The organism is Micromonospora sp. CA-259024 (genome assembly GCF_050936255.1).
Taxonomy (GTDB): domain Bacteria; phylum Actinomycetota; class Actinomycetes; order Mycobacteriales; family Micromonosporaceae; genus Micromonospora.
Genome location: NZ_JBNJND010000002.1, coordinates 1443461 through 1469764, shown reverse-complemented (window position 1 = coordinate 1469764; position 26304 = coordinate 1443461). Strand labels below are relative to the sequence as shown.

General features: G+C 71.3%; 22 protein-coding genes, 1 tRNA gene and 1 pseudogene. 11 read left to right on the top strand and 13 right to left on the bottom strand.

The annotated features are described in order from the left end of the window. Positions 1-2 precede the first annotated feature (2 nt). Positions 3-1064 carry an aspartate-semialdehyde dehydrogenase gene (locus tag ACQEUX_RS26245; protein WP_433053620.1) on the top strand — a complete coding sequence of 354 codons (1062 nt, stop codon included), beginning with the start codon at positions 3-5 and terminating at the stop codon, positions 1062-1064. Positions 1065-1182: 118 nt separating this feature from the next. On the opposite strand, the gene ACQEUX_RS26240 is transcribed toward ACQEUX_RS26245, so the two are convergent. Further along, complete coding sequence (locus ACQEUX_RS26240; protein ID WP_433053617.1) at positions 1183-2592, bottom strand: diguanylate cyclase; 1410 nt, start codon at positions 2590-2592, stop codon at positions 1183-1185. A gap of 199 nt (positions 2593-2791) precedes the next feature. Between ACQEUX_RS26240 and ACQEUX_RS26235 the strand changes: the two genes are divergently transcribed. Both ACQEUX_RS26235 and ACQEUX_RS26230 read left to right on the top strand, forming a co-directional pair. Next, positions 2792-3571: a phosphodiesterase gene (locus ACQEUX_RS26235; protein ID WP_433053614.1), complete on the top strand. Its 780-nt coding sequence runs from the start codon at positions 2792-2794 to the stop codon at positions 3569-3571. Between the two features lie 11 nt (positions 3572-3582). Beyond that, entirely contained in the window at positions 3583-4233 is a 651-nt protein-coding gene (locus ACQEUX_RS26230) for a histone deacetylase (protein ID WP_433053611.1), read from the top strand. Positions 4234-4321: 88 nt separating this feature from the next. Here the strand turns inward: ACQEUX_RS26230 and ACQEUX_RS26225 are convergent, their stop codons facing one another. After that, a complete protein-coding gene (locus tag ACQEUX_RS26225) occupies positions 4322-5119 on the bottom strand; it encodes an alpha/beta fold hydrolase (RefSeq protein ID WP_433053608.1) in 798 nt (265 codons plus the stop codon). A gap of 263 nt (positions 5120-5382) precedes the next feature. Here ACQEUX_RS26225 and ACQEUX_RS26220 point away from each other — a divergent pair, with 263 nt between their 5' ends. Next, on the top strand, positions 5383-7089 hold the full coding sequence (locus tag ACQEUX_RS26220; RefSeq protein WP_433053605.1) for a bifunctional metallophosphatase/5'-nucleotidase: 1707 nt from the start codon (positions 5383-5385) through the stop codon (positions 7087-7089). A 69-nt stretch (positions 7090-7158) separates the two neighbouring features. Here the strand turns inward: ACQEUX_RS26220 and ACQEUX_RS26215 are convergent, their stop codons facing one another. Continuing rightward, positions 7159-8439 carry an MFS transporter gene (locus ACQEUX_RS26215; RefSeq protein ID WP_433053602.1) on the bottom strand — a complete coding sequence of 427 codons (1281 nt, stop codon included), beginning with the start codon at positions 8437-8439 and terminating at the stop codon, positions 7159-7161. Positions 8440-8591: 152 nt separating this feature from the next. On the opposite strand from ACQEUX_RS26215, the gene ACQEUX_RS26210 reads away from it, so the two are divergent. Continuing rightward, entirely contained in the window at positions 8592-9065 is a 474-nt protein-coding gene (locus tag ACQEUX_RS26210; protein WP_433053599.1) for a hypothetical protein, read from the top strand. Between the two features lie 17 nt (positions 9066-9082). Here ACQEUX_RS26210 and ACQEUX_RS26205 read toward each other — a convergent pair whose 3' ends face one another. From ACQEUX_RS26205 to ACQEUX_RS26190, 4 genes are all read right to left on the bottom strand, one after another. Next, positions 9083-9907 carry a class I SAM-dependent methyltransferase gene (locus ACQEUX_RS26205; protein WP_433053596.1) on the bottom strand — a complete coding sequence of 275 codons (825 nt, stop codon included), beginning with the start codon at positions 9905-9907 and terminating at the stop codon, positions 9083-9085. A 76-nt stretch (positions 9908-9983) separates the two neighbouring features. After that, entirely contained in the window at positions 9984-12569 is a 2586-nt protein-coding gene (locus ACQEUX_RS26200; RefSeq protein ID WP_433053593.1) for an ATP-binding protein, read from the bottom strand. 158 nt (positions 12570-12727) lie between these two features. Further along, complete coding sequence (locus tag ACQEUX_RS26195) at positions 12728-14737, bottom strand: FG-GAP-like repeat-containing protein (protein WP_433057143.1); 2010 nt, start codon at positions 14735-14737, stop codon at positions 12728-12730. Positions 14738-15048: 311 nt separating this feature from the next. Then, a complete protein-coding gene (locus ACQEUX_RS26190; RefSeq protein WP_433053591.1) occupies positions 15049-15831 on the bottom strand; it encodes a hypothetical protein in 783 nt (260 codons plus the stop codon). A 387-nt stretch (positions 15832-16218) separates the two neighbouring features. Here ACQEUX_RS26190 and ACQEUX_RS26185 point away from each other — a divergent pair. Further along, positions 16219-16910, top strand: a pseudogene (locus tag ACQEUX_RS26185) (tyrosine-type recombinase/integrase); the annotation flags it as partial. A 6-nt stretch (positions 16911-16916) separates the two neighbouring features. Here ACQEUX_RS26185 and ACQEUX_RS26180 read toward each other — a convergent pair. Both ACQEUX_RS26180 and ACQEUX_RS26175 read right to left on the bottom strand, forming a co-directional pair. After that, a tRNA-Pro gene (locus ACQEUX_RS26180) sits at positions 16917-16990 on the bottom strand. Positions 16991-17122: 132 nt separating this feature from the next. Then, positions 17123-18016 carry a metallophosphoesterase gene (locus tag ACQEUX_RS26175; protein WP_433053588.1) on the bottom strand — a complete coding sequence of 298 codons (894 nt, stop codon included), beginning with the start codon at positions 18014-18016 and terminating at the stop codon, positions 17123-17125. Positions 18017-18041: 25 nt separating this feature from the next. On the opposite strand from ACQEUX_RS26175, the gene ACQEUX_RS26170 reads away from it, so the two are divergent. Continuing rightward, the gene (locus tag ACQEUX_RS26170) at positions 18042-18497 is read left to right on the top strand and encodes a GatB/YqeY domain-containing protein (protein ID WP_074315185.1); all 456 of its coding nucleotides are present in this window, start codon (positions 18042-18044) and stop codon (positions 18495-18497) included. Positions 18498-18641: 144 nt separating this feature from the next. On the opposite strand, the gene ACQEUX_RS26165 is transcribed toward ACQEUX_RS26170, so the two are convergent. Beyond that, positions 18642-21074: a penicillin-binding protein gene (locus ACQEUX_RS26165; RefSeq protein WP_433053584.1), complete on the bottom strand. Its 2433-nt coding sequence runs from the start codon at positions 21072-21074 to the stop codon at positions 18642-18644. 407 nt (positions 21075-21481) lie between these two features. On the opposite strand from ACQEUX_RS26165, the gene ACQEUX_RS26160 reads away from it, so the two are divergent. Continuing rightward, positions 21482-21802: a WhiB family transcriptional regulator gene (locus ACQEUX_RS26160; RefSeq protein WP_030328078.1), complete on the top strand. Its 321-nt coding sequence runs from the start codon at positions 21482-21484 to the stop codon at positions 21800-21802. Between the two features lie 6 nt (positions 21803-21808). Here the strand turns inward: ACQEUX_RS26160 and ACQEUX_RS26155 are convergent, their stop codons facing one another. The 3 genes from ACQEUX_RS26155 to ACQEUX_RS26145 are packed head-to-tail and all read right to left on the bottom strand — an operon-like array spanning position 21809 to position 24672. Beyond that, positions 21809-22960 (bottom strand): ArsA family ATPase, encoded by a 1152-nt coding sequence (locus tag ACQEUX_RS26155; RefSeq protein ID WP_433053581.1) that lies wholly within the window; start codon positions 22958-22960, stop codon positions 21809-21811. A gap of 54 nt (positions 22961-23014) precedes the next feature. Then, positions 23015-23992 carry an ArsA-related P-loop ATPase gene (locus ACQEUX_RS26150; RefSeq protein ID WP_433053578.1) on the bottom strand — a complete coding sequence of 326 codons (978 nt, stop codon included), beginning with the start codon at positions 23990-23992 and terminating at the stop codon, positions 23015-23017. 26 nt (positions 23993-24018) lie between these two features. Then, positions 24019-24672: an Rv0361 family membrane protein gene (locus ACQEUX_RS26145; RefSeq protein ID WP_433057141.1), complete on the bottom strand. Its 654-nt coding sequence runs from the start codon at positions 24670-24672 to the stop codon at positions 24019-24021. 477 nt (positions 24673-25149) lie between these two features. Between ACQEUX_RS26145 and ACQEUX_RS26140 the strand changes: the two genes are divergently transcribed. From ACQEUX_RS26140 to ACQEUX_RS26130, 3 genes are read left to right on the top strand one after another with little or no spacing between them, the layout of a single operon-like run. Further along, positions 25150-25632 carry a hypothetical protein gene (locus ACQEUX_RS26140; RefSeq protein WP_433053575.1) on the top strand — a complete coding sequence of 161 codons (483 nt, stop codon included), beginning with the start codon at positions 25150-25152 and terminating at the stop codon, positions 25630-25632. A 44-nt stretch (positions 25633-25676) separates the two neighbouring features. Further along, positions 25677-25832 carry a DUF4177 domain-containing protein gene (locus tag ACQEUX_RS26135; RefSeq protein WP_007466198.1) on the top strand — a complete coding sequence of 52 codons (156 nt, stop codon included), beginning with the start codon at positions 25677-25679 and terminating at the stop codon, positions 25830-25832. After that, complete coding sequence (locus ACQEUX_RS26130; RefSeq protein ID WP_179781329.1) at positions 25829-26290, top strand: RidA family protein; 462 nt, start codon at positions 25829-25831, stop codon at positions 26288-26290. The genes ACQEUX_RS26135 and ACQEUX_RS26130 overlap by 4 nt, the downstream gene beginning before the upstream one ends. The last annotated feature ends 14 nt before the right edge of the window (positions 26291-26304 follow it).

Sequence of the window (26304 nt, the reverse complement as noted above, 5' to 3'; positions counted from 1 at the left end):
CGATGACGGCGCTGCCCACCCTCGCCGTGGTCGGAGCGACCGGTGCCGTCGGCACCGTGATGTGTGAGCTGCTCACCGGGCGCCGCAACGTCTGGGGCGAGATCCGGCTGCTCGCCTCGGAGCGCTCGGTCGGGCGCCGGGTGCGCTGCCGGGGCGAGGAACTCGTCGTCCAGGCGCTGACTCCCGAGGCGTTCGACGGGGTCGACGTGGCGATGTTCGACGTGCCCGACGAGGTCTCCGCCGAGTGGGCGCCGATCGCCGTCGCCCGAGGTGCGATCGCGGTCGACAACTCCGGCGCCTTCCGGATGGACCGGGACGTCCCGCTGGTCGTTCCGGAGATCAACCCCGAGCAGGTCCGCAACCGGCCCCGAGGCATCATCGCGAACGCCAACTGCACCACCCTCGCGATGATCGTCGCGATCGCGCCGCTGCACCGCGAGTACGGCCTACGGGAGCTGGTGCTCGCCTCCTACCAGGCGGTCTCCGGGGCCGGCCAGTCCGGCGTCGACATCCTGCACGACCAGCTCACCAAGGTCGCCGGGGATCGGGCGCTGGGCTCCCGGACCGGTGACGTACGGCAGGCGGTCGGCGACGACCTGGGCCCGTTCCCGGCGCCGCTGGCGCTCAACGTGGTGCCCTGGGCCGGCTCCCCGGCCGACGCCGGCTGGTCGTCGGAGGAGATGAAGATCCGCAACGAGTCGCGGAAGATCCTCGGCCTGCCCGACCTGAAGGTGTCCGCCACCTGCGTCCGGGTGCCGGTGGTCACCGGCCACTCGGTGGCCGTGCACGCGGTCTTCGCGACCGAGGTGGACGCCGAGGGCGCCCGCGAGGCGCTGCGCAACGCACCCGGGGTGATCCTGGTCGACGATCCCGCGGCGGGGGAGTTCCCGATGCCGATCGACGCGGTCGGCACCGACCCGTCCTGGGTCGGCCGGATCCGCCGCGCCCTGGACGACCCCCGCGCCCTCGACTTCTTCGTCACCGGCGACAACCTCCGCAAGGGTGCGGCTCTCAACACCGCCCAGATCGCCGAACTCCTGGCCAAAGAGCTGAAGAACTCCTAACCAACCTCCCCGCGTCCTCCTTCGCCCCCGCGATCTTGCACTTTCTGCCCCGACAAAAGGGGCCAAGGCGACTAATCGGCGACCAAAAGTGCAAGATCGCGGGGGTGAAGGGTGGGGGTTAGGCGGCGGAGAGGTGTACGCCGTCTCGGCCTTGGCGTTTCACCGCGTAGAGGGCCTGGTCGGCTCTTCTCAGGGTGCGATCGGGGGACTCGCCCGGTCGGGGCAGTGCGACGCCCACGCTGATCGTGCGGCCGATGCGCCGTGCCGCCTCGGTCAGCCGCTCGGCAATCCGGACCGCCTCCTCGGGGCGGCTCACCTCGATCACGGCGACGAACTCGTCGCCGCCGATCCGGTACAGCTCGTCGCCGTGCCGCAGCGCCCCCTCCAGCGCCCGGGCCAAGCCGACCAGCACCCGGTCGCCGGCCTGGTGGCCGTACGTGTCGTTGACGGTCTTGAAGCCGTCCACGTCGATCGCCAGCAGGGCCGTACGCCCCGGGGTGGCCGCCGCGATCCGCTGCCCGAACGGGCCGGTGTGCCGCAACCCGGTCAGCGGGTCGGAGCTGGCCTGCTCCCGCAGCCGGGACAGCGTGCGCAGTCGGTCCAGGCTCGTCCAGGCCTGCCCGGCGAGCAACTCCATCAGGCTCACCGTGGTCGGGTCCGGGCGCAGCGCGCGTTCGTCGGCGACCAGCAGCACCCCGCCGGCGTCCGGCGGCCCGAGCGGGACGGTGACCAGGGTGCGCACCCCCGCTCTGGTCAGCGGTTGGTAGTCCTCGGTCGGGGGGTGCCCCGGCTCGCCCAGGGTGTAACCGGCGCCGTACCGGTGGGCCCGGTCGACCATCCGGTCCAGTGCGCTCGGACCCGCCTCGGTCAACTCGGTGCGGATTCGGATCTCCAGGTCGCTCGGTGCCACCGGGGACGGGCCGAGTTGACCGGCGATCAGCAGGACGGCGGTGGAGAGGGAAGAGACCTCCCGGGCGGCGCAGGCCGTCACGCCCAATACGTCGCCCTCGGTCGGCGCGGAGGAGAGTGCGGTGGCATGCCGGAGCAGCTTCTCGCTGCGGCTCTCCGGCGGTGGGCCACCGAGGGCGGCGATCCGCGCGCCGAGTCGGCCAGCCAGCCGCTGCGCGGTCTCCCGCCACGGCTCAAGGTCGATCGGCTCACTCCACTGCAGGTCGAGCACGCCGATCGCCCGACCTGCCGGGTCGAGCACCGGTACGCACAGCTCAGCGGTCACGTCCGGGCGGACCGGGAGGTAGTCCGCGTCGACGGTGACGTCCGGGACCACGGCGGGGGTGCCGGTGGCGTACACCCGGCCGACGATGCCGGTCCCCGCCGGCACGGTGGCGAAGACCTGCCAGGCCCCGGTGGCCGCTACGCAGCGCAGACGGTCGTGGACCGTGAGCAGCACGGAGACGGTCGCCTGGGTGTGGCGGGACAGCGCGGTGACCGTCCACCGACAGGCCTCCAGCGCGCTCGACGCCATGGGCAGACGGACGGTGACGTCACGGACGACTCGCTGATGATCCACTCGCACGTCGTTCCAGGTAGGGGAGGGGCCCGGCCGGCGCCGAGCCGCGCGATCAAGCGTACTCACGGTGGCGCGAGGTCGAATTGGCTTCGTACACACGTGCTATCCACAGGCTGTGGACGCAGCCTGTGGGCGCCGGGCCCCCAGGGTGCCGCAGTCGGCGCTAGCGTGAAGCTCCCGGCGTCGAGGAGGCGAGCCCATGCTCATCGCCCAGCTCAGTGACCCGCACCTGACCACCGGCCTGCTCGCCGCCGAACCGGCGGCCGGGCTGCACCGCGCGCTCGGCCGGGTGCTGGCGTTACACCCCCGACCGGACTGCGTGGTGATCACCGGCGACCTGGTCGACCACGGGAGGCCCGACGAGTACGCGGCGCTGCGCGAGCTGATCGGCCGGTTCCCGCTGCCGGTGCACCTGGTCCCCGGCAACCATGACGACCGGGAGTCGCTGCTCGACGCGTTCGGGGGCACGCCGTGGCTCGGGGGCGGTTTCTCCGCCTACTACCACGTCGACCACGAGGCGGCGTCGATCGTGGTGCTCGACTCGCTCGTTCCGGGCAGCGGCGACGGCCAACTCGGCGAGGACCAGCTCGGCTGGCTCGACGGGGTGCTGGCGGGGCGGCCCGAGGTGCCCGCCGTGGTCTGCCTGCACCATCCGCCGGTCGCGGTCGGCATCCCCGCGGCCGATGCCATCCGGCTCGCCGACGGGGACGCGCTCGCCGAGGTGATCGGCCGGCACCGGCACGTCGTGCGGGTCGCCGCCGGCCACCTGCACCGCCCGGTCACCACGGCGTACGCGGGCACGGTGCTCACCGTGGCGCCCAGCACCTGGAAGCAGAGCACGCTCACCATGAGCGCGGACGAGCAGATCGGCTGGGTCGACGAGCCGACCGCCTTCCTGCTGCACCTGGTCGAGGCGGGCGGCTGCGTGACACACACCGTGCAGGTCAGCCACTCCGCCGGCCAGACCTGCGGCTTCTGAGGGCACCCGTCGTGGTTGTCTGGTACGTCGCGTACGGCTCGAACATGCACGCCGCCCGGCTGCAGTGGTACATCAGTGGTGGTTGCCCGCCCGGCGGGAAGCGGACGTACCCGGGCTGCCGGGACCAGCGTCCACCGAGCCGGTCGGTGCCGGTGTCGCTGCCCGGCGGCATCTACTTCGCCGGCGAGTCCGGCGCCTGGACCGGGGGGATGGCCTTCTACGACCCGCACCTGCCGGGCGAGGCCGCGGCCCGCGCCTACCTGGTCACCGTGGAACAGTTCGCCGACATCGCCGCCCAGGAGATGTACCGCCCGGCGGGTCGCACCGCCGACCTGATCCCGGCGACCCGCGCGGCCATCGACGCGGCCGTCGCCGACGGACGGGCCACGCTGGGCCCCGGGCGGTACGAGACGCTGGTCTGCCCGGGCAGCCGCAGCGGCGCCCCGATGCTCACGTTCACCGCACCAGAGGGTGCGTCAGCCGTGCGGTGCCGGCCACCCGCGCCGGTCTACCTGCGCATGATCGCCCGTGGCCTGCGCGAGTCGCACGGCTGGCCGGCCGAGCGGATCACCAGCTATCTGGCGGCCCGCCCCGGTGTGGCGGGCGGCTGGCCGCCCGACGCCGTCGCGGCCCTGGTCACCGAGGCGCTGGCCGACGGCTGATCGCCTGCGCCACGCCGGCAGTGCGGCGGGTCGGCGGCGGTGCGGTCCGGCCGGCCGGCCGGCGGTGCTGTCGGTTGGCCGGCGGCCATCACCCGAGCAGGAACTCGCGCAGCGCGGGAGCGAGCGTCGTCGGCGGCACGTCGTGGTAGTCACCGTCGAGGCTGATGGACCGGCCACCCGGGACCGCCTCGGCCGTGGCCCGACTCGCGTCCCGTAGCCACTGTGGGCTGCCGGTGCTGTCCACCGCGAGGGTCGGCGCGGCGACAGCCGCCAGTCGGTCGGCGGGGAATCGCCCTCCGGCGGTGACGATCGCGTCGTACGGCAGGGTGTGCGCGATCGCCGTCAGGGCCCCCCACATCGGTTGCGCCCTCATCTCGGCGATCGTCTCGGCCGGCAACCCCACCGAGGCGCTGAGGAAGATCTCCACCGCGCCGTCCCGGTCGTCGGCGGCGATCAGCTCGATGAGTTGCGCGGTGATGTCCTTCCAGACGCCCACGTGCGAGCCGACCTGAAACGGTGGCTCGAACACGACCAACCTGGTCACCGGCAGGCCCTGTGCGGTGGCGAGGGCGGCCAGGACCGCGCCGGAGGAGATCCCGTAGACGGCGGCGGAACCACCTGCCGCCGCGATCAGGGCGGCCAGGTCGTCGATTTCCCGGCCGATTTCGTACGGTGGGGTGTCGCCGCTGTGGCCCCGACCTCGGCGGTCGTAGCCGAAAACGGTGAAATCCGGTGCCAACGCCTCCCCGAGCGCGCGGGTCGCGTCGCGATCGCTGAACGCGCCGCCGACCAGAATGATCGGGGGCCCGACCCCGGACCGTTCGAACGCGATGGGCGTGCCATCCGCCGATCGCACCTGCTCCACCACCGGTGTCGCTTCGCTCACGATGCCGCCCTCCGTCCGCGCTGGCTGTCCCGTCCTTTCTAGACCCTGGGTCCGACGGTGTCCGGCAGACCCGCAGCAAACGGCGGGTGTACGCGCAGCTCTGCCTGCTGTCCGGGTCGACCGGTCGGCGTCCGGATGAGAGGCTGTCGGGGCGGGCGGCCACCCCCAGCGCCGCCATCCGCGACCGTTCCGACGGCGTCGGTCGGCGGCCCGGTCGACCCAGAAACCGGGCACCGCACGCGACGATTCTCATGAGGAGTTCCATGTCCATATCCAGGATGCGGCGGGCCGCTGTCGGTCTGACCGTGCTCGCGGTGGCCGCGTTCGGCGTGGTCACCACCAGCCCTGAGCAAGCCGACGCGCGGCCGAGGCCGGTCGACGTCACCCTCTTGGCCCTCAACGACTTCCACGGCAATCTCGAACCGCCGACCGGCTCCAGCGGCACCATCGCCGGGCAGCCCGCGGGCGGCGTCGAGTTCCTGGCCACCCACCTGGCCGAGCTGCGCGCTGCCGCCAAGAAGAAGAACAACATCACGGTCGCCGCCGGTGACCTGATCGGCGCGTCCCCGCTGCTCTCCGCCGCGTTCCACGACGAGCCGACCATCGAGGCACTGAGCATGGCCGGCCTGGACTACGCCAGCGTCGGCAACCACGAGTTCGACGAGGGCGCCGCCGAGCTGCTGCGGATCCAGAACGGCGGCTGCCACCCGGTCGACGGCTGCGCCGACGGCACCCCGTACCAGGGCGCCGGCTTCCAGTACCTGTCCGCGAACGCCTTCACGACCGCGACCGGCAAGCCGCTGATGGCGCCGTACGCGATCCACAGGGTGGCGGGTGTCAAGGTCGGCTTCATCGGGATGACCCTGGAGGGCACCCCGGAGATCGTCAGCCAGCAGGGCGTCGCCGGCCTCACTTTCGCCGACGAGGCGGAGACCGCCAACCGGTACGCTCGCGAGCTGCGCCGCAAGGGCGTGCAGACGATCGTCGTTCTGCTGCACGAGGGTGGCACCCAGGCGTCGACCGGCGGGATCAACGACTGCGTCGGCATGACCGGGCCCATCGTGGACATCACCAACCGGATGGACCCGTCGATCGACGTGGTGGTCAGTGGACACACCCACCAGGCGTACAACTGCGACATCAACGGCAAGCTGGTCACCAGCGCCAGCTCGTTCGGTCGCCTGGTCACCAACATCGACCTGAAGATCGACCCTCGCTCCGGCGACGTCATCAGCGCCGCGGCGGAGAACGTCGTGGTCACCCGGGACGTGGCCAAGGACGCGACGCAGACCGCTCTGATCGACCGGTACAAGACCGTGCTCGGCCCGGTCGCCGGCCGCGAGGTCGGCGTGACCAGCCAGGCGATCACCCGGAGCCAGGAAACCCTCTTCGGTACGAGTCTGGGCGAATCCCCGCTGGGCAACCTGATCGCCGACGCGCAGCTCGCCGCCACCGACGACGAGCAGGGCGCCGTCGCCGCCTTCATGAACCCGGGCGGCGTCCGGGCCGACCTCGACGCCGGCCCGGTCACCTACGAGGAGGCGTTCACGGTCCAGCCGTTCGCCAACAACCTGGTGACGCTGGACCTGACCGGCGCGCAGCTCTACTGCGTACTGGAGCAGCAGTTCGTCACCGGCCGGACGCTGTACCCGTCGGCGACGGTGGGCTACGTGGTCGACCCGAACGGCACCACCGGTACGGCGGCCGACCCGTGCGCCGGCACCCGGGTGGTCCGGGGCAGCCTCACCCTCGGCGGCACCGCGGTCGACACCGCCGCCACCTACCGGGTGACGGTGAACAACTTCCTGGCCGGCGGCGGCGACGGGTTCAGCGCCCTCACCGGCGGGACGAACCTTGTCACCGGCATGATCGACCTGGATGCCTTCGTGGATTACCTGACCGCCCAGTCGCCGGTCTCCGCGCCGACGCTGGACCGGATTCGCACCACCGCCGAGGTCCCCGCCGCCTGACGGACGACCCCGCGACGTCGGGCCCCGGAGCGGATGCTCCGGGGCCCGACCCGTCCCACGGCACTGGCGTCAGGCGGGGGTGGGGATCGGGGCGGGGGACGCCGGGGCGGTCGTCGTGCCGTCCTGTTCGGCGCTGAGCAGCCGGCGCAGGGAGAGCGCGACCAGCGAGGCGACGAGGCAGCCGCCGACCACCGTCGCCACCCAGACCTTGCCGTCCGCGGCACCGATGAGCGGGCCGGCGGTCACCGGGCCGATCACGCCACTGATCCCGAAGATCATCGAGCTCATCGCGTTGTACCGGCCCCGCAGCTCGTCCGTGGCCAGCGCGTTGGTCAGCGCCGGCATCACCGGCGACAGCAGCGTCTCGCCGAAGCCGAAGATCGCCGAGCAGGCCACCACGCACAGGGCGGCCATCAGGGCGTTCTCACTGCTGACCAGGCCGGCCGCGCCCAGAACCAGCCAGGCTGCCGCGAATACCGCCCCCACCACGGCCAGTGCCCGGGTGCGGCTGCGCCCCTCGATGCGGCGGATCACCAGCAGTTGCGCGAGCACGATCATCACGGTGTTGGCGGCGAGTGCCCAGGCCACCACCCGGGGGCTCACCTCGGCGACCCGCACCGCGTACGCGGCGAAGCCCACCTCGACCTGGGCGTACCCGCAGGTGGTGAGGATCAGGCCGAAGATCACCAACCGGCGGAACGGGCGGTCACGGAGCACGGTCAGGTAGCCGCCGGACGATGGTTCGCCAGCGGGCCGCCGGTCGCCGAGCCGGCGCCCGACACCCGGAAGGGTGAGCAGGATCAGCGCCGGCATCAGATAGCTCACCGCGTCCAGTAGGTAGATCGCCTGGAAGGTGCCGGGCCGGGCGGTGTCGATGATCGCCCCCGACGTCATACCGCCGATGCCGATGCCGAGGTTGAGCAGCGCGAAGTTCAGCCCGAAGACGCGTTGCCGCTCGTCGCTGTCGGTCAGCGAGGCGAGGATGGTGTTCTGCCCGGACCAGATCGCCGAACCGCCGATGGCGATCACCGTCATCACCAGCAGAGCCGACCCGGTCGAGTGGACCAGGGCCAGCGAACCGGTGCCCACCGCCTCGGCCACCAGACAGGGCACCACCACCCGGCGAGCCCCGAACCGGTCGATCAGCGTCCCGCCCAACGGCGACAGGGCCAGCGTGACCGCCCCGTACCAGCCGATCGCCAGACCGGCATGGGTGTCGCTGATCCCGCGGACGTCGGTCAGGTAGATGAACAGGAACGGCAGGGTCAGACCACGCCCGATCGCCGACAGGAGGGTGCCGACGAGGAGCCGGCGGGCTTCCCAGCGGCGGGGAAGGGCGCGACGCAACATGACCGGCATTCTGTCTGTCGGGTGTGACGCGGGGCGAACCGTTTTGGTGATGCCCCGCGGTCCACTGGGGGCGACCGGTGACCAATCCCACTATGATCCACCCGATTCGACGGCGGTCCGGTGGTGTCCGCCGGGTCTGCGATGCTGGCCCGATGACCGGCACCTGGCGACACCTGCCCGCTACCGCCCGCGCCATCGCGGTGGCCGCCACCGCGGCCGTCGCCGCCGCCCAGGCCCGCGACGGTCAGGCGTACGACGAGGCGGTCGTGGGGCTCGCCGCGGACGAGCGTTCCGGCCTGGTGCTCGGCGCGGTGGTTCGGCTGCTGCTGGAGGAGAGCCATCCGGACGGTTTGACCGGCGACGACATCCGCCAGGTGCTGACCCGCTGCGTGCAGGGCGCGACGCGGTGGCGTTCGGACGTGGACCCGCACGTGGTGCTCGTTCTGCTGGCCGGCGCGCTCGGGGTGTACGACCCCGAGGGCGACGACTCGCCTCCCGACGCGTCCGCCCTGGCCCGGCACGCCCCACTGCTCGTGGCCGATCTGTTGGCGGCGACCAGCGTGCCGCTGGACGACTACCTGGCCGCCGCGTTCGCCGAGATCGAGCGCACCGAACGGCAGGACTGACGGGCACACTGACCGTGTCAGGCCGGGTGGGGGATTCGCTGCGCCACGACCTCCAGGTACTCCGCCGGGATCCGTACCGTGCCGTCGGTGGCGCGGTTGTGCGTGCGACCCAACTCCACCAGATCGGCGTGCAGGTGCGGACGCCGTTCCTCGGGCAGCGCCTCGAACGCCTTCAGCGTCGGCCCGTAGTTGGCCCGGAAGAAGTCGGCGAACTCCTCCGGGGTGCCGAAACGGAAGACGAACTCACGGCGTACCACCCGCAGGTCGCCCACGGCCCCGCCGAGCAGCTCGCGGACCCGGCCCTCGTCGCCCCACTGCACCGGCGGGCGCAGCCCCGCCGGCGGCGGCACGTGCCGTCCCACCGTGCGGAACAGCTCGCCGATGAACCCCTGCGGCGTCCACGACGCCAGGGCCACCGTGCCTCCGGGCCGGCAGACCCGGACCAACTCGGCCGCCGCCCGCTCCTGGTCGGGCGCGAACATCACGCCGACGACGGAGAGCACCGCGTCGAAGGAACCATCGGCGTACGCCAGGCGCTCCGCGTCACCGGTCACGAACGTGACCGGGAGCCGTTCGGACGCCGCCCGCGTGTGCCCCCGCTCCAACAGTTCGGGTACGTAGTCGACGCCCGTCACGACGCAGCCGCAGCGGGCGGCGGCGATGGCGGCGTTGCCGGTGCCGGTCGCCACGTCCAGGACGAGGGCACCGGCCGACAGGTCGGCCGCGGTCACCAGCAACTCGGAGATCGGGTGGATGAGCGCGGCGACCGCGCCGTAGTCGCCGCTGGCCCAGGTCACCTGCTGGCGTGCCTTCACGGCGCTGAGATCGATTGCGGTGGTCATGATGGTCCCCCCTCGGACGGTTCGTCGTGCCACCGACGCTAGGCGTGGCGAGGCCCCCGGGGATCGGCAGAAACACCTATGTTGGCGGCACCAGGCCCTGCCGGCGGGCCGTCGCGGCCGCCTGGCCCCGGGTGGGCACCGCGAGCTTGCCCAGCACCGCCGACACGTGGTGGTCGACGGTCCGGGTCGAGAGCGACAGCCGGGCGGCGATCTCGGCGTTGCTGAGCCCGTCGGCGAGCAGCACGAGCACCTCCCGTTGCCGCGCGGTCAGACCTGTCGGGTGCGCGGCCGTCGCCGGTCGCGGCCCCCTCGGCACCCGGGCCATTCCGCGTCCGCGCAGGTCGGCCCGGACCCGTCGGGCCACCGCCACCGCACCCAGCCCGTCCAGGATGCGCAGCGCCTCGCCAGCCGCCGGGCCGTCGCCGCAGGCCAGCGCCTCGGCCCGGGGGTACGGGCAGCCGAGTTGCCGCCATTCGTCGGCCGCACCGGCCCAGTCGCCCTCGATCAGCCGCCGGTACGGCGATGCCAGCGCGCCCATGTCTCCGATCGGCTCGCCGGTTCGCCACAGCCAGTACGCCAGCTCGCCGGCGAACCAGGGCTGGCACGCCTCGACCGCGAGCCGGTACGCACGCCGCAGCTCGGCGACCGCCGGCCCCGGCTCCCCGGCCAGCCAGTGCCGTTCTGCCAACGCCGCCGCGACCGGCACCACGAACTGGAGTTCTCGGCTCTGCGCCGCCCAGCGCGCCGCCGTGTCCAGGTGTGTGGTCGGCTCGTCCCGGCGGGCACTGAGCCGGCCCAGTGCGGCCAGGGCCGGGACCAGGCTCCCGCCGGGCTGCGCGGCGCCGGCCAGCGCCTGTTCGGCGTCGGAGCGCGCCCCGGCCCAGTCGCCGGTGGCCAACCGCAGCCGGGCCCGGTAGCCCAGCAGGTGCCGGGTGTACCCGTCGAGGTCCCGGCTGGTGGTGAATCGCAGCGCCCGGCCCAGGGCCTCGGCGGCCGGCGTGACCCGGTGCCACTCCACCGTCATGGTGGCCAGGTTGACCAACGCCCGCGCCGCGTGATCGTCGAGGTGGTGTGCGGCGGCCAGGGTGTGCCCGCGTTCCAGCTCGATGATGCCCGCGACGTCTCCGCCTTGAAGGCGCGCCGAACCGACGTTGACCAGGGCGTGCGCCTCGGTCTCCACGTCACCGAGCCGCCGGGCCAGCTCCCGGGCCCGGTCACCCCAGTCGATGGAACGGTGGTTGTCGTCGGCGAGCATGAGCAGCTGCGACATGTTGCTGTAGGCCATCGCCAACTGCCTGCCGGGAGGCGTGGACTCCAGCACCTGGACGGCTCGGGTGCCCGCCGCCCGGGCCGCCGGACTGTCCCCGGTCCACCAGCACAGCCGGGACACCCAGCGCAGGTTCTCGCCGATCCGCAGCGGGTCGCCGTCGGCCTCCCGTAGGACCAGCGCCTCGCGACGGGCGTCGAGCGCCTGCGCGGCCAGCCCGGCCAGGTACGCCGCCGTCGCGTACGCCTCCAGCAGCTCCGCCCGGCGCGGCGCGGGCAGGCCAGCGGCGTGCGGCAGTGCGACGGCGTAGTGGTCGGCCGCCTGCCGATGGGCACCCGCCCGGCTGGCCCGCTCGGCCGCCACGGGCGCCCAGTGCAGCACGGCCTCCGGATCATCGGCGTGGTGCGCGTGGTGCACCAGCCGGGCGGCGTCCACGTCGGCACGTGGTGTGAGCCGAGCCAGCACGGCGGCATGCAGCGTCACCCGACGCACCGGGGACAGCGACTCGCGTACCGCCCGACCCAGCAGCTCGTGCCGGAACGCCACCGCGTTGCCGACCGACACCAGCACGCCCCGGTCGAGGCATTCCTGCACGGCGGCCGGCGGGTGATCGTCCAGCAGGTACGGTTCGGCCCGGGACGGAACCACCGAGACCAGGGCGGCGACCTCCCGGGCCGGCGGAGGCAGCGCGGCCAGCCGGGCCAGCACCAGGTCGCGTACGGTCGGTGGCACGCCCGGGCCGGTCGCGGCCAGCACCTCGGTGACCAGCAGCGGGTTGCCGCCGGTGGCCTGGTACAACCCGTCCAGGCTGCGGCCGGCGGTGCGGGCCAGCGCCGCGACGGCGTCTGTCGACAGCGCCGGCAGCGGCAGCCGACGGACCAGCGGACGGGGCAGGCCCGCGAGCACCGCGTGCAGTGGATGCTCCGCCCCGAGCTCGTCGTCGCGCACGGTCAGCACGAGCAGCGCCGGGTGGCGGGCCAGCCGCCTCCCCAGGTACGCGATCAGGTCCAGAGTGGCCCCGTCGGCCCAGTGCGCGTCCTCCACCACCATCACCGTCCGGCGGCCGGGCCGGGGACCGGTCAGCTCGTCGAGGAGCGCGTCGAAAACGGCACCCCGGCGTTCGGCCTCCGTCACGGCGTGCAGCGCGGACAGTCGGTCCGCGAGCACCCCGCCCACCTGACGGGCGACGTCGTGCAGCGGCCCGAGCGCCCGAGGCGTCAGCAGCGGATCGCAGCTGCCCCAGAGCACCCTGGCCCTGGTCGTCGCGGCGAACGCGCCGACCAGGGCGGACTTGCCGGCACCCGCCTCGCCCGCGACGAGCGCGATCGCGCCGCCGGGGGAGACCAGCAGCCCGTCCAGGGTGGCGAGCGCGTCCGCGCGCTCCAGCAGCTCCATCGAGGTCGATGCTAGTCAGCGGGGTGCCGCCCAGGCATCGGCCGCGACGGCGGCTTCCCCACGTTTTCGCAGCAGAGCTTGGGCCGGAGGGAGCGCCGCCCGCCGAGCACAACCGCTGCCTGGGCAGCCTCGGCGGGAACGGCGCTCTCCCACGTCACTCAGGCCCGACCCACCTGGACCTTCGCCGACATCGCCGCTGACGCCGCTGCGGGGCGTTGCGGTACCACCACGAGCCCGTAGTTGTAGTTGGCCATCAGCAGGTCCTTCAGGCCGTCGTTGTTGATGTCGGCGACCGCGAGCCCGCGTGGGGTGAAGGAGCTGGCGGGCGGCAGCTGGGAGACGAGGAACTCGTTGCCCAGCCAGCCGTCCGGCCGCTGCAGCAGGACGCCCGCCGAGCTCCAGCCGCCGTGGGTGATGGCCACGTCGTCACGACCGTCGTTGTTCACGTCGGCGATGGTGATCGCGTCCGGCACCTCGTAGACCGGGTAGCGGATCCACTGTCCGAACACGCCTCCGCTGTCGTGGGTGAGCACCTGCACCTGGGCGTTTGGCGCGTTGCCGGACACGGTGACGACGACGTCCTTCCTGCCGTCCCCCGTCACGTCGCCGACGGCCATGGAACTGACCACGCGCAGGTATCCGGCGGGAGCCTGGTAGCCCACCGGGTCGGCGAACGATCGAGGCGCGGTCTGGGTGCTGATCTGGATCAGCTGTCCGAGCTGCACCACCAGGTCCGGCCGGCCGTCCCCGGTCATGTCGACCACGTCCAGCACGAAGCCTCGGTGCGGCGAGACGAGAGCCGCGGGCGCGAAGCCACCGTTCTCGTCGCCGTACCGGACGAGAACGCCGTTGTCACTCACGGCGACGATGTCCGTCCGGCCGTCACCGTCCAGGTCGCGGAGCTTGAGGTCGATGAGGTCGTCGGCGAACGACAGGTGCTCGGCCGTGGAGAGCCCGGATCCGGTACGGCGGAACACGTCGACCCCGTCGCCCGTGGCGACAACCAGTTCGTTGGCGCCGTCGCCGTCCAGGTCACCGATGACCGGGTACATGCTGCCGCCGGTGGGCGTCGACATCGCCACCTGCTGCTTCAGCACGAGCTGGTTCTCCGCCTCCTGAACGAACAGGAAGGCGGAATGGTCGTGGGCGTCGTCGGAGTACTCGGTCGTCGTGACCACCACGTCAGAGAGCCCATCGCCGGTCAGGTCGCCGGCGGCGACGGCTTCCTCCCTGGAGCCGAGCTTCAGCCACGAGGGGCCGCCGAAAGCCACTGAGCCGTAGGGCTGGGTGACCACGGCCACGGCATCGCCGGACACGCTCGCTCCGGCCGGTTGCCAGTCGGACCCCTGGAACTGTGCGTAGACCGAGGTCGGAGTCCATCCAGTGCCATTGACCTTGGCGATCGCCGTGCCGTCGGTGCCGTCGACGTTGGCGAACGCGACCGCGCCGGCCGCGGACATGAACGCCACCTCGCCGCTGGGAATCCGGCCGTCCGCGTACCGCACACTCGCGACGAGCAGGATCGGCTGTCCCTGCTCCACCGAGCCCGGTGACACCGTGACCGTCGTCGTCGTGGCAGGGCCGGTGTAGACCCGTACGGCGTCGGACGTGGCGGTGGCGCCGCCCGCGACGACCGCCCGGATCCAGTAGACGTAGCGGGTGGCGACCGTAAGGCCGGTGTCCACGTACTCGGTCAACGTCGTGGTGCCGACCACCGTCTCCACCGGTGCCGCGTTGCTCAGCCGGACGATCTCATATCGCGTGGCGCCGGGCACGGCCTTCCAACGCAGGGTCATGCTCGTCTCCGCTGCGGTCGCCCGCACGTTGACGGGCTTCGGGAGCGAGGTCTGCACCGACGCCTCGGTCGAGTCGCCCGAGACCCGCTTGCCGGATCGGGACCGCACGACGTAGTAGTAGGCCGTGTCCGGCACGACGGTGTCGTCGACGTAGGACGTCCCGATGGCCGTTCCCACCATTGTGTACGGACCGCCCGACACGGTCCCGCGCCGTACCTCGTAGCTGCTGGCGCCTGCCACGGGCTGCCAGCTCACCTCGACCTGGGTCGCGGAGACTGCCTTCGCGCTGATCGAGGCCGGTGGCGGCAAGGTTGCCGCGAACGCCGGTGTGGTGGACGCCAGCGTCGCGAGCAGGGCCATCAGCAAGACCATCACGCCACGGCCCAGCCTTCGCTGTTGCGACAACATGCACATCTCCAGATCCTGGGGATTTCGTCGTGGGTAGTCGTCGGTAGCAGCGCCAGCGCATGCGAGAACGTCACGGCCGAAAGCGCGAAGGGCCGGTCTACCGTGCGGTGACCCCCCTTGACCTGCTGGCGCTCGCGCATGGCCCAGGGCGGGCTGCGGAGGCTGACGAGGGCGAGAGCGGTGACCACCCGGCGACCTGAGCCGATGGGGGAGAGGGCCGCGCCTGGAGCCTCGCGGTAGGGGCCATCGGGGTCGAAGCTAAAGGAGAAGCCGGATCATCGGCAGGCAGGCTCGGCGTCTCCCACGTATTCGTTCATTGAGATGCGGTAGCTCTCCGAGGCAAGCAAGCCTGCCATAAGCTTCGCGTTCTTGAAATGTTGCCGCGCTTCGTCGCAGGCGCGAACCTTCCGTTCCCAAATCGCCCAAAAGTTCTCGCTATAAGCTTGGCTGTAGATGCGCTCATCATGCGGGTCTGTTGGGGCGGTATCAATAGCAGCCTGCATTGCCTTGCGCGCATCATCTAACTTGCCCTGGCCAAAAAGCGCGCCGCCCTCTATCCTGTAGAGGCGCGGATGGGTTTTCCAATCAACCTTCTTGGAAGTGCCAATCTTGGCAATCTCCACGCTTTCGGCATATCTATCCGAATCGTAGAACGCCTGGGCCACTAGGTAACATTCGTGAGCCGAAACGTCTTGGGGGATCTCTCGAATGATGTCGGCCGCCCGCTGCGCCAGGGCCACTCTTTCGCTGTCGAGTCCCACACGAGGCTGCCTTCCAGTCACCTGCTCCTTGCCATTCTTAATCTCGGCGCCACTTTCTTGTGAGAGATCCGAAATTCGTTGTATCACCTGCCCAAGCTCTGACCTCGCCTCTTTCGATTTCTGCTCTACGTTCTGTTGATAGGTGGCGTAGGCGGACGCCACCGACACAACGAGCGCTAAGACTGCGACAAGGATACTGGGCTCCTTGTACCACGACCTGCGCTTCTGGGTGTCGGCTTGGAGATTTGCGATTCTCGACTCTAGTAGGGCAAGCTTTTCCTGCCCTTCAAACGTCACAGGCGACGTCGTAGACCGTGGCTCAGGGACCGACCGGGCACGAGGAACAGTCCGACGGCGACTCCTACCCAACACCCACCTCCGACTCGCTGGGACCACCCTTCAGCCACAGTAGAGCGATTCGTCAACCACTGAGCTGCGGCTATAGTCCGGAGCGCGCCGGCAGCCGGCCGGGCCGCGCGGCCACGAGCCCGCACCTCGACGGGTGGGGATCACCCGCGGCAACCCACCGGAAGCCGACGACCAGGCACCCACCCGTCCCGGCATCACCCAAGGTCCAGCAACCGGAAGGACCGGTGGTCCGAGGCCGATGGCCTGTGCCCCCGCCCTCCGGCGCGAGCCGCCCTCGCAGGCGGTGCCAGGAGACACCACGAACACCACCGACTGGATCAACGGGGCGTGCTGCGCTCGGCGCTCAACCACGCCGCCACCGAGGAACTGGTCACCCGCAACGCCGCCGCCCTGGTCAAGCTCCCACCCGTCCGCCACCGTAGGGGCAGGGCGTGGAGCAGCGACGAGGCGCGTCGCTTCCTGGAGTCCGCGCGGGCAGACCAGGATCTGCTGTACGCCGCGTACGTGCTGATCCTGGTGTGCGGCCTGCGCAAGGGCGAGGTGCTCGGCCTCACCGAGGATGCCGTCGACCCGGCGGCCGGGGAGTTGTCGATCGGCTGGCAGTTGCAGCGGGTTGGCGGCCAACTGCTGCACCGCGAGACCAAGACGCAGACCTCGGACGCCAGGCTCCCGGCTGCTGTTCACCACCCGCTACGGAACGCCGGTCGAGCCGCGCAACTTCAACCGCTCCTGGGACGCCCGCTGTGCCCGCGCCGGGGTCCGGAAGATCACCGTGCACGACGCCCCGCGTACCTGCGCGACCCTGCTCGTCGACCTGGATGTGCATCCGCGCGTCATCATGCAGGTGCTTCGGCACGTGGAGGTGTCGGTGACGATGGAGACCTTCGCAGGAGTCCTCGGACGCCACCCGCGACGCCCTCACGCGCCTGGGGGAGAGCCTGCGGTGGATCACCACTGCTCTAGGAAAGCATCAGGGGCCACTCTCATCGATGGAGAGTGGCCCCTGACCTCGGTCGGGGTGGCCGGATTCGAACCGACGACCTCTTCGTCCCGAACGAAGCGCGCTACCAAGCTGCGCCACACCCCGAGGCGTGCCGACAAATAGTAGCCCACCCGCCCCGATGGTCAAACTCGGTACCCCCGGGGCTCGGGTGCACCCCGGCCGGCAATCTTGAGGGGCGCGGTGTGTGGGCGCGGAGGCGGGGAGTGCCGCGCGGGGTCAGCGGGGGATGAGGGTGAGGATGCTCGCTTCCGGGGGGCAGGCGAAGCGGACCGGAGCCGTCGGGTGGGTGCCGAGGCCTGCGGAGACGTGCAGCCAGGAGTCCGAGCCCGGCCAGCGGTGCAGACCGCGGGCCATCGAGCGGGGCAGGCCGCAGTTGGTCACCAGTGCCCCGAAGCCTGGTACGCAGACCTGACCGCCGTGGGTGTGCCCGGCCAGCAGCAGCCCGAAGCCGTCGGCGGCCATCTGGTCGAGCACCCGTGGCTCAGGGGAGTGCGCGAGCGCGATGGACAGGTCGGCCGAGGACGAGACCGCGCCGGCCACGGCGGGGTAGTCGTCCCGGTCGATGTGCGGGTCGTCCACGCCGACCAGGTCGAGCTGCCGCCCGCCCGCCTTCAGCATCGTCCGGGCGTTGTTGAGGTCCGCCCAGCCCGCGCCGGTGAACACCTGGCGCAGCTCCTCGTAGGGCAGCTCGACGCCCTCGACGTACTCCCGGTCGGGCAGGAAGTAGGTGAACGGGTTCTTCAACACCGGCCCGGTGTAGTCGTTGGAGCCGAACACGAAGGCTCCCGGGTAGTCCAGCAGCGGTTGCAGGGCCCGCAGCACTCCGGGCACCGCGCCCGGGTGCGCCATGTTGTCGCCGGTCACCACCACCAGGTCGGGGTCGAGGGCGGCCAGCGACGCCACCCAGCGCTGCTTGCGCGCCTGGTCGGGCATCATGTGCAGGTCCGACAGGTGCAGCACGCGCAGCGGCTCCGCGTCGGCCGGCAGCATCGGTACGTCGTACCGCCGAAGGGTGAACATGTTGCGCTCGATGAGCGACGCATAGGCGAGAGTGGCCGCGCCGACCGTGGCGGTTCCGGCGGCGAGCCGGAATAGTGTGCGCTTTCGCATGGCGTTCAGGGTAGTTTGACCGTCCATGAGCACGCTGAAGGACCGCCTCACTGCCGACATGCGTTCCGCGCTCAAGGCGCGCGACGAGCTGACCACCTCCACGCTGCGGATGGCCCTGGCCGCCGTCGGCACCGCCGAGGTCGCCGGCAAGGCCAAGCGCGAGCTCACCGATGACGAGGTGCTCGCGGTGCTGACCAAGGAAGCCAAGAAGCGCCGGGAGGCGGCCACCGCCTTCGCCGACGCCGGACGCGCCGAGCAGGCCGCGAAGGAGACCGCCGAGGGTGAGGTGTTGGACCGCTACCTGCCCAAACAGCTCTCGGACGCCGAGCTGACCGAGCTGGTGTCGGGGGCGCTCGCCGCGGGCGGCTTCACCGGTAAGGCCCAGATGGGCCCGGCGATGAAGGCGGCCCAGGCCGCGGTGGCGGGCCAGGCCGAGGGTGGCCGGGTGGCCGCTGAGGTACGCCGACAGCTCGGCCTCTGACCGGCGGCACCCGGACCACCGCGGTCCTGACACTGCGCGGTCCTGACACCGCGCGATCCCTGACATCGCAGACGCGGTCCGGGCAGACGAAACGGGCGGGCACCCGAGGGTGCCCGCCCGTTTCATGCGTCCTGCTCGTCCGGCTCAGCCGCCGGGGCGGCCCGTGCCGGGTCGGTTGGGGCCGCCGGGCTGGTTCGGGTTGCCCGACGGGGTGTTACCCGGCGGGGCAGCGCCGCCGCTGCTGACCTGGATGGTGACCAGGCCACCCTTGATGGTGCGCCCGTCCGGGCTGGTGCCGGCCGCGGTGCCCGCCGGGCACGTCGAGGCCACCTTCGTGCTGGAGACGACCGGCTCGAAGCCGGCGCCCTTGAGCCGGGACTGCGCGGTCTCCACCGACTGGCACTTCACGTCGGGAATGCTGCGCTGGTCACCCTCGGAGATCTTCTGGCCCGGCGGCTCGAACTGGATTCGCGGCTTGCCCTTCATCGCGTCCCGCAGCGTCTCCCACACCGGCGGGTTGATGCCGTCCTTCTCGGCGTGCTTCATCTTGACGTTCGTCTGCGGCCAGTCCGGGTCAGCCATGATGCCGGCCACCGAGTACTGCTTGGTCATCGCGACCAGGGCGGCGGTCTTCTCCGAGTCGGTGGTACCGGACTTGCCAGCCACCGGCGCGCCGACATCCTTGCGCACGTTGCCGGCGGTGGCTCCCGTGCACTTCGACGACGACGACCGGTCACCAACCGGGCAGCGGGCCGCGTCCACCGCGGCACGGGCCACCTCGGTGCTGAACCGCTTCTCGCAGCGCGGGTTGGCGATGTCCAGCTTGTTGCCCTCCGGGTCCCGGATCTCCTGCACCGGGATCGGCTCGCAGAACTTGCCGTCCGCGGCCAGGGTGGCGTAGGCGTTGGCGAGATCCAGCGGGGTGGTCTGCGAGACGCCCAGGGTGAACGCACCCCACTGGTGCGCTCCCCGCTCCAGGTCCAGATCCTCCTGGGCTCGGAAGTTGATGCCGAGCCTCTTGGCGACCTTGACCACGTTCTCGGCGCCGACCTGCTGCTGGAGTGGCACGAAGTAGGTGTTCACCGACCGGCCGAAGGCGCTCCACATGTTGTGGACGCCGGCCATGCTGTCGCTCGAGTTGGTGGGGCAGTAGAAGTGGGTCCCGGGACAGGCGGCGTCACTGCTGCTGTCGATGATGTATTCCGACTTGAACTGCTTCGGCGCGTTGATGGGGTAGCTGAGCGGGATGCCCTTTTCCAGCGCCGCCACGAGGGTGAACATCTTGAAGGTCGACCCGGCCTGGTAGCCGGTGATGCCGTCACCGCCGGTGAGCAGCGGGTTGACCGTCGCCGGGTAGTTGCCCCGGATGCCCTTCCTGCTCTTCGCCGGATCGCTGGCGATCCTGTTCTTCGGGTTCTTCGGGTCGTCCAGCTTGAACTGCCGGTTGACCGCGAGTGCCCGGACCCGGCCGGTTCCCGGTTCGACCACCGCGACCATGGCGGCTTCCTTGCTGTTCTCGCTCTTGGCCTTGCGGACCGCCGTGTCCGCAGCCCTCTGCGCCTGCACGTCGATCGACGTCACGACGGTGTAGCCGCCGCTCTTCAGCCGCCGCTCCCGGTCGTACGTGGTCGAGCCGAACGTCTCCTGATCCATCCACCAGCGGTAGAAGTAGTCGCAGAAGAAGCCCCAGCTGTTGACGTTGGCCGAGACACAGCCGTTCGGGGTGCGCTTGTCCTTCACCTTGAGCTCGACGGCCTTGGCCGCGTCAGCCTCCTGCTGCGTGATGGCCTTGATCTCGACCATGTTGTCGATGACGTAGTCACGTCGCTCCAAAGCGAGCGGGTAACCCGCCTTGGTGGTCGGGTCGTTCGTCGTCGGTGCCTTGACCATGCCGGCCAGCAGCGCCGCTTCTTCAATCTTGAGCTTGCTCGGCGGCTTGCCGAAGTAGACCTGACTCGCGGCGAAGATGCCGTACGCGCCGTTGCCGAACGAGGCGAGGTTGAGGTAGCGGGTGAGGATCTCGTCCTTGGAGAATTCCTCGTCGACCTGCAGAGCCAGCCGCATCTCGCGGAGCTTGCGGGCGCTGGTGTCCTCGGTCGCCGCGACCACGTCGGCCGGGTGGGTGGCCGAGTAGGCGATGGCCAACCTGACGTACTGCATGGTCAGCGTCGAGGCGCCCTGCCGGCCGGCGCCCTCGTTCTGGTTGTTGACGAACGCGCGGGCGACACCGTTGATGTCGACGCCGTTGTGCTTGTAGAACTCATGGTCCTCGGCCGCGATGATGGCCTTCTGCATGTACGGCGAGATGTCGGCGAGCTTCACGTCCCGCCGGTTCTCGTCGTACATCGTCGCGAGCGGTGTCTTGCCGTCCGACGCCAGCAGGTAGCTGATCTGCGGCGCGCGGGCCACCGTCAGCTCCGTGGGCAGGGCGCCGAATGTCTGGGCGCCGGCCTTGGCGGCCAAGCCGGACATCGCCACCGCGGGGAAGGCCGCCGCAGCGACCACCACGCCGGCCAGCAGGCCACACACGAGCAGCGATGCGGCGTTGGTCAGCACATTGTGGTCACGTTTCCGCATCCAGGTCACCTCGACAGGGTACGCGAGTAGGGAACGAGGGGCGCTGGGGCGTTCTTTCCCCATTTCCTGCGCGCGCTGCCCTCGTTGTGCTAAACGCACGACCCCCGGTGCTTGGTTGCGTGTGACCTGGCGTGAGTCTCCTCTGATTCGAGGAGGCGGCGCAGCGTTATCGCCGACCTCGGCGGGGTAACCGGCGGTCGAAGGCCCGGGAAGCCGGGAGTGTCCGGAATGATGGATTTAGCCGACAACGTTGCGTAATCAGTCGACTACAGAGCATGATGGGGGCGGCGACAGCGCCACATGTCGTCCGCGCCGCCTTGGGGAAGGCGGGCCGGGCGATCGGGGGGAATTGCCGGCTGGCGTGCATCGACGAGGTCGGTAGGTACTGCAAGGGGGGACGTGTACACATGGGCATGATCACTGACTGGCCGTCGCTGGCGGCATGTCAGAACGGGGACCCGGACGCGTTGTTCGTACAGGGCGCCGAACAGAACGTGGCGAAGCGGATCTGCCGGAGCTGCCCAGTTCGGTACGAGTGCCTGGCCGACGCGTTGGACAACCGGATCGAGTTCGGTGTGTGGGGTGGCATGACCGAACGCGAACGGCGGGCGCTGCTACGTCGTCACCCGCAGGTGACGAGCTGGCGCAAGATGTTCGAGGCCGCGATGAAGAAGAACAGCAAGGACAAGGCCGGCAAGGACAAGATTCTCGTCAGCGCGGCCAACTGACGCCGATCACGGCCGGCTGATCGCCGCGCCGATCGTCCGTAGCCCGTCGACGTCGTGCACGTCGGCGGGCTGCGCCGTCACCGACACCGTCGGCACCGCCGGGAACGCCGCGGTGAACCGCGCGGCGACCTGCTGCTCGCGTACCGCCTGACGGGCCAGCGCCGCGTGCGCCCGCAGCACGTCGGCGGTGGCCTCATGCCCACCCAGCTCGGTCAGCCGCTCCGCGGCGACCCGGCTCTGCTCGGCGTCCAGCTCCGGCACCGCAGGCCGGTGCACCCGGTTGAGCACCAGACCGGCCAACGGCATCCGCTCGTCCCGCAGGCGGCCCGCGAAGTAGGCGGCCTCCCGGACCGCGTCCGGCTCCGGCGCCGCCACCAGCAGGAAGGCCGTCTCCCGCGCCTGCAGGATGCGGTACGTCTGCTCGGCCCGCTGACGGAAACCGCCGAACATCGAATCCAGGGCGGCCACGAAGCCGGACAGGTCGGTGAGCAGCTGCGCGCCGAGCACCTTCTGCACCACCTTCGAGAACATCCCGAACGAGGCCGTGACCAGGCTGAACATGCTCCGCCCGCCACTGCGTGCCGGGGCCAGCAGCAGCCGCAGCATCCGGCCGTCGAGGAAACGGGAGAGCCGGGCCGGCGCGTCCAGGAAATCCAGTGCCGAGCGGGACGGTGGCGTGTCCACCACGATCAGGTCCCATTCACCCCGGGCGTGCAGTTGGCCCAGCTTCTCCATCGCCATGTATTCCTGCGTGCCGGCGAAGGTCGAACTCATCGCCTGGTAGAACGGGTTCGCGAAGATCTCCGCGGCCTTCGCCGGGTCGGTGTGCTGCAGCACCACGTCGTCGAAGGTGCGCTTCATGTCCAGCATCATGGCGTGCAGTTCGCCGCCGCTGCTCTCGACGTCGATCCCCTTGACCTGGCGGGGGGTGTTGTCCAGCTCGGTCAGGCCCAGCGACTGGGCCAGCCGGCGGGCCGGGTCGATGGTGAGCACCACCGTGCGCCGGCCGTGGTGCTCGGCGGCCCGCAGCGCCAGCGCCGCCGCGGTGGTCGTCTTTCCCACCCCGCCGGCACCGCAGCACACGACGATCCGCACGCCCGGGTCGGCGAGGATCTGGTCGACGTCCAGCTGCGGCGCCGCGTCTTCGGAAGGCACCAATCGAGCGTATCGGGCCGCGTGGGTCCGCGTGCCTGTGCCGAGCTCAGGTGTGAGTCAATCGGCGCGGACGAGGGCCTGGGCCAGTGTCGAGAGCCCGGGCCGGTCGACCCCGTCGGGCAGCAACGGCAGCTCGATCATCGGCAGCCCCAACTCCACCAGGTCGGCGCGGAGCGAATCCTCCAGTTCGCGCCGGATGAGCTGGTCACGCGCCTCGTCGTGCAACCCGGCCACGGTGTCCCGATCGGCCGGCAGCCCGGCGGCGACCAGCCCGCGCTTCAGCTCGGCGGCGGTGACCGCCCGGCCGGCGGGCAGTGGGGGGCGTGTGCCGTTGACGATCACCTTCCCGATGCCGAAGCCGAGCGAGGTCAGGTCGGCTATCGCGTCCACCGTCTCCTGCACCGGCATCTCCTCCAGCAGCGTGACCACGTGCACCGCGGTCATCGGGGAGCGCAGCAGAGCGGCGACCCCCTCGCTCTGGGTCTTGATCGGGCCCACCTTGGCCAGCCGGGCCGTCTCGGCCGTGACGTTGAGGAACCGACCGATCCGCCCGGTCGGCGGGGCGTCCAGCACCACCGCGTCGTACGCCCGCCGCTGCCCGGAGGTGCGTGTGGTGGCCTCCTTCACCTTGCCGGTGAGCAGCACGTCCCGCAGGCCCGGTGCGATGGTGGTGGCGAAGTCGATGGCGCCGAGCTTGCGCAGCGCCCGGCCCGCCGCACCCAGCTTGTAGAACATGTCGAGGTACTCGAGCAGCGCCTCCTCGACGTCGACCGCGAGGGCGCGCACCTCACCACCGGCCGGCGCGTCGGCGAGGTGTCGCTCCTCGTACGGCAGCGGGTCGATGCCGAAGAGCTGGGCAATGCCCTGTCGCCCCTCGACCTCCACCAGCAGGGTGCGCCGGCCGCCCGCGGCGAGCGCCAGGGCCAGCGCCGCCGCCACGCTCGTCTTGCCCGTGCCGCCCTTGCCGGTCACCACGTGGAGACGGGCGGACCATCCGGTACCGGCCGGGTCGGTCGGCCGCTCAGCTGCACACACCCGTCGAGCCTATCCAGGGTTGGCGGTCAGGCGACCTCGCAGACCCACCAACCTGTCTTCTGCACCACCGTGAAGCGCAGGTCCTGGTCGGCCACCCTCTCGTCGGCGGTGGTCATGGTGACCCGGGTGGAGACGGTGGCCCGGTCCCCGGTCTGGTTGTCCACCTTCGGGCTGGTCCACCGGAAGCGCGGGTTCTGGTACGCGGAGGCGTACTTCTGCACCTCGGCCACCTTCGCGGCGATCTTGTCGTCGTCACGGGAGGCGGTGCAGACGCGGCTGGCCGCCTTGGTCGCGTCACGGTCCTTGTAGACGGCGGTGAGGAACTCGTCGACGGCGACCGCCGGGTCCTTGGCGCCCTCGCCGGTCTCGGCGTTGCGCAGGGTCAGGAACGCCACCACACCGCCGCCCACGCAGAGCACCATGATCACGGCCAGCGCGATCGCCGCGATCAGGAGACCGCGCTTCTTCTTCGGTTCGGCGGTGCCCTGGTAGGGCGGGTAACCCGGCGCGGGCGCCGGGATCGCCGAGGGGTCCAGGGTCCCCGGCTGCGTCGGTGCGGTGGCCGACGTGGCGCCTGCGGGAGGCTCCGGCTGGCCGGCACCGCCGGGCTGCCCGGGGAAGGGCTGAGTGGGAACGGCCGGCGGGGCGGGAAGTGCCGCCGGGGCGGGGGCCGGGGGCAGAGCGAGCGGCCCGGTCGGCGCGGTGGGGGCCGGCTGGCCGGGGATGGTCGGAGCGCCGGGCTGGCCCGTGGGATCCGGGTGGGCCGGCGGGAGGGCGGGTGGGCCGGCCTGGTCGCCGCTGGGCGGTTGGGTCATCGTCGTTCCCCCGGGGGTGCGGCGCCCGCCGCCACCCCTGGCGTCGAGCGTGATCGAACGGGCGGCCGGCGCTGCGCGACCGTCCGACCGGAAGGGTAGCGGTCAATCACCCGGTCGGTGTCGCCCCTGCCGTGCCGAGCGGCCGTTGGCAACCGAGCCCGACCCGACGCCGGGCCTCCCACCTGCGATGTGTCGCATATGTGACTAGTGGTGACCCCTTGTGCGCGTCCTGTTGGCGGGACCGTGGCCACCGACCTACCTTCGTCCCCGGTGCGGGGGCCGGAACGGACGAATGGGTCCGGACCGGAAGCATGATCCGAGAGGTACGACCGGAGGCAGTGCATGCGCGATGCGGACAACATCCCTCGCACCCAGTTCCCGACCAACGATCGGCCGCGCCGGCCCGGTGCCGTGGTCGAGGCCGGCGGGCCGGTCGGCAGCCAGCCGATCAACGAACGGTCGTACCGTCGGATGCAGGAGCCGACGGAGGTGTCCCGGCCGCCGAGCCGACCCGCCGAGCGGGCCCGCGACGACGACGAGCCGGGCTTCGTCATCCACCTGCCGATCCGGGTGCCGAACCTGGCGGCGGCGACCGTGCTGGCCGGCCGGGTCGCGGTGTCCCTGGGCTTCCTTCCCGAGCTGGATGCCGGCGAGACCACCGTGTCCAACGCCGACGACCAGAACAACCGGCACCGTGTCTTCTGCGACCTGCTGCTCCCCGACCGGTCCCGCTGCCCTCAGGGGTACGAGCACGAGGGGCCCTGTGGGGAGCTGCCGGCAGCGCCGGAGCAGCGTCCCGCGCCTCACCCGGCCAGCGGACCGTAGGCTGTCCCTCGAACAATTCCGCACCGAGAGGGAGCCCTTCAGCGATGCAGAAGTGGGAATACTCCACGGTCCCGCTGCTGGTCCACGCGACCAAGCAGATCCTCGACAACTGGGGCGAGGACGGGTGGGAGCTCGTCGCCGTGGTCCCCGGGCCGAACCCGGACCAGCTGGTCGCCTATCTGAAGCGGCCCAAGGCATGAGCAACGGTCCGCACGCCAAGCTCGCCGAGCTGGGGCTCGAACTGCCCGAGGTCGTTCCGCCGGTGGCCAGCTACGTGCCGGCCGTGCAGTCCGGGCAGCACGTGTACGTCTCCGGCCAGCTGCCGATCGCCGAGGGCAAGCTGCTCGCGACCGGCAAGGTCGGCGCCGGCATCTCCGCCGAGCAGGCGAAGGACCTGGCCCAGCGGTGCGCGCTCAACGCGCTGGCCGCGGTCGACTCGCTGGTCGGCCTGGAGAACGTGGTCAAGGTGGTCAAGGTGACCGGCTTCGTGGCGTCCGCGCCCGGCTTCACCGGTCAGCCCGCGGTTATCAACGGTGCCTCCGACCTCTTCGGCACCGTGTTCGGCGAGGCCGGCCGCCACGCCCGCAGCGCGGTGGGGGTGGCGGAGCTGCCCCTCGACGCCCCGGTCGAGATCGAACTGATCGTCGAAGTCGCCTGACGCGTCGCCACCCG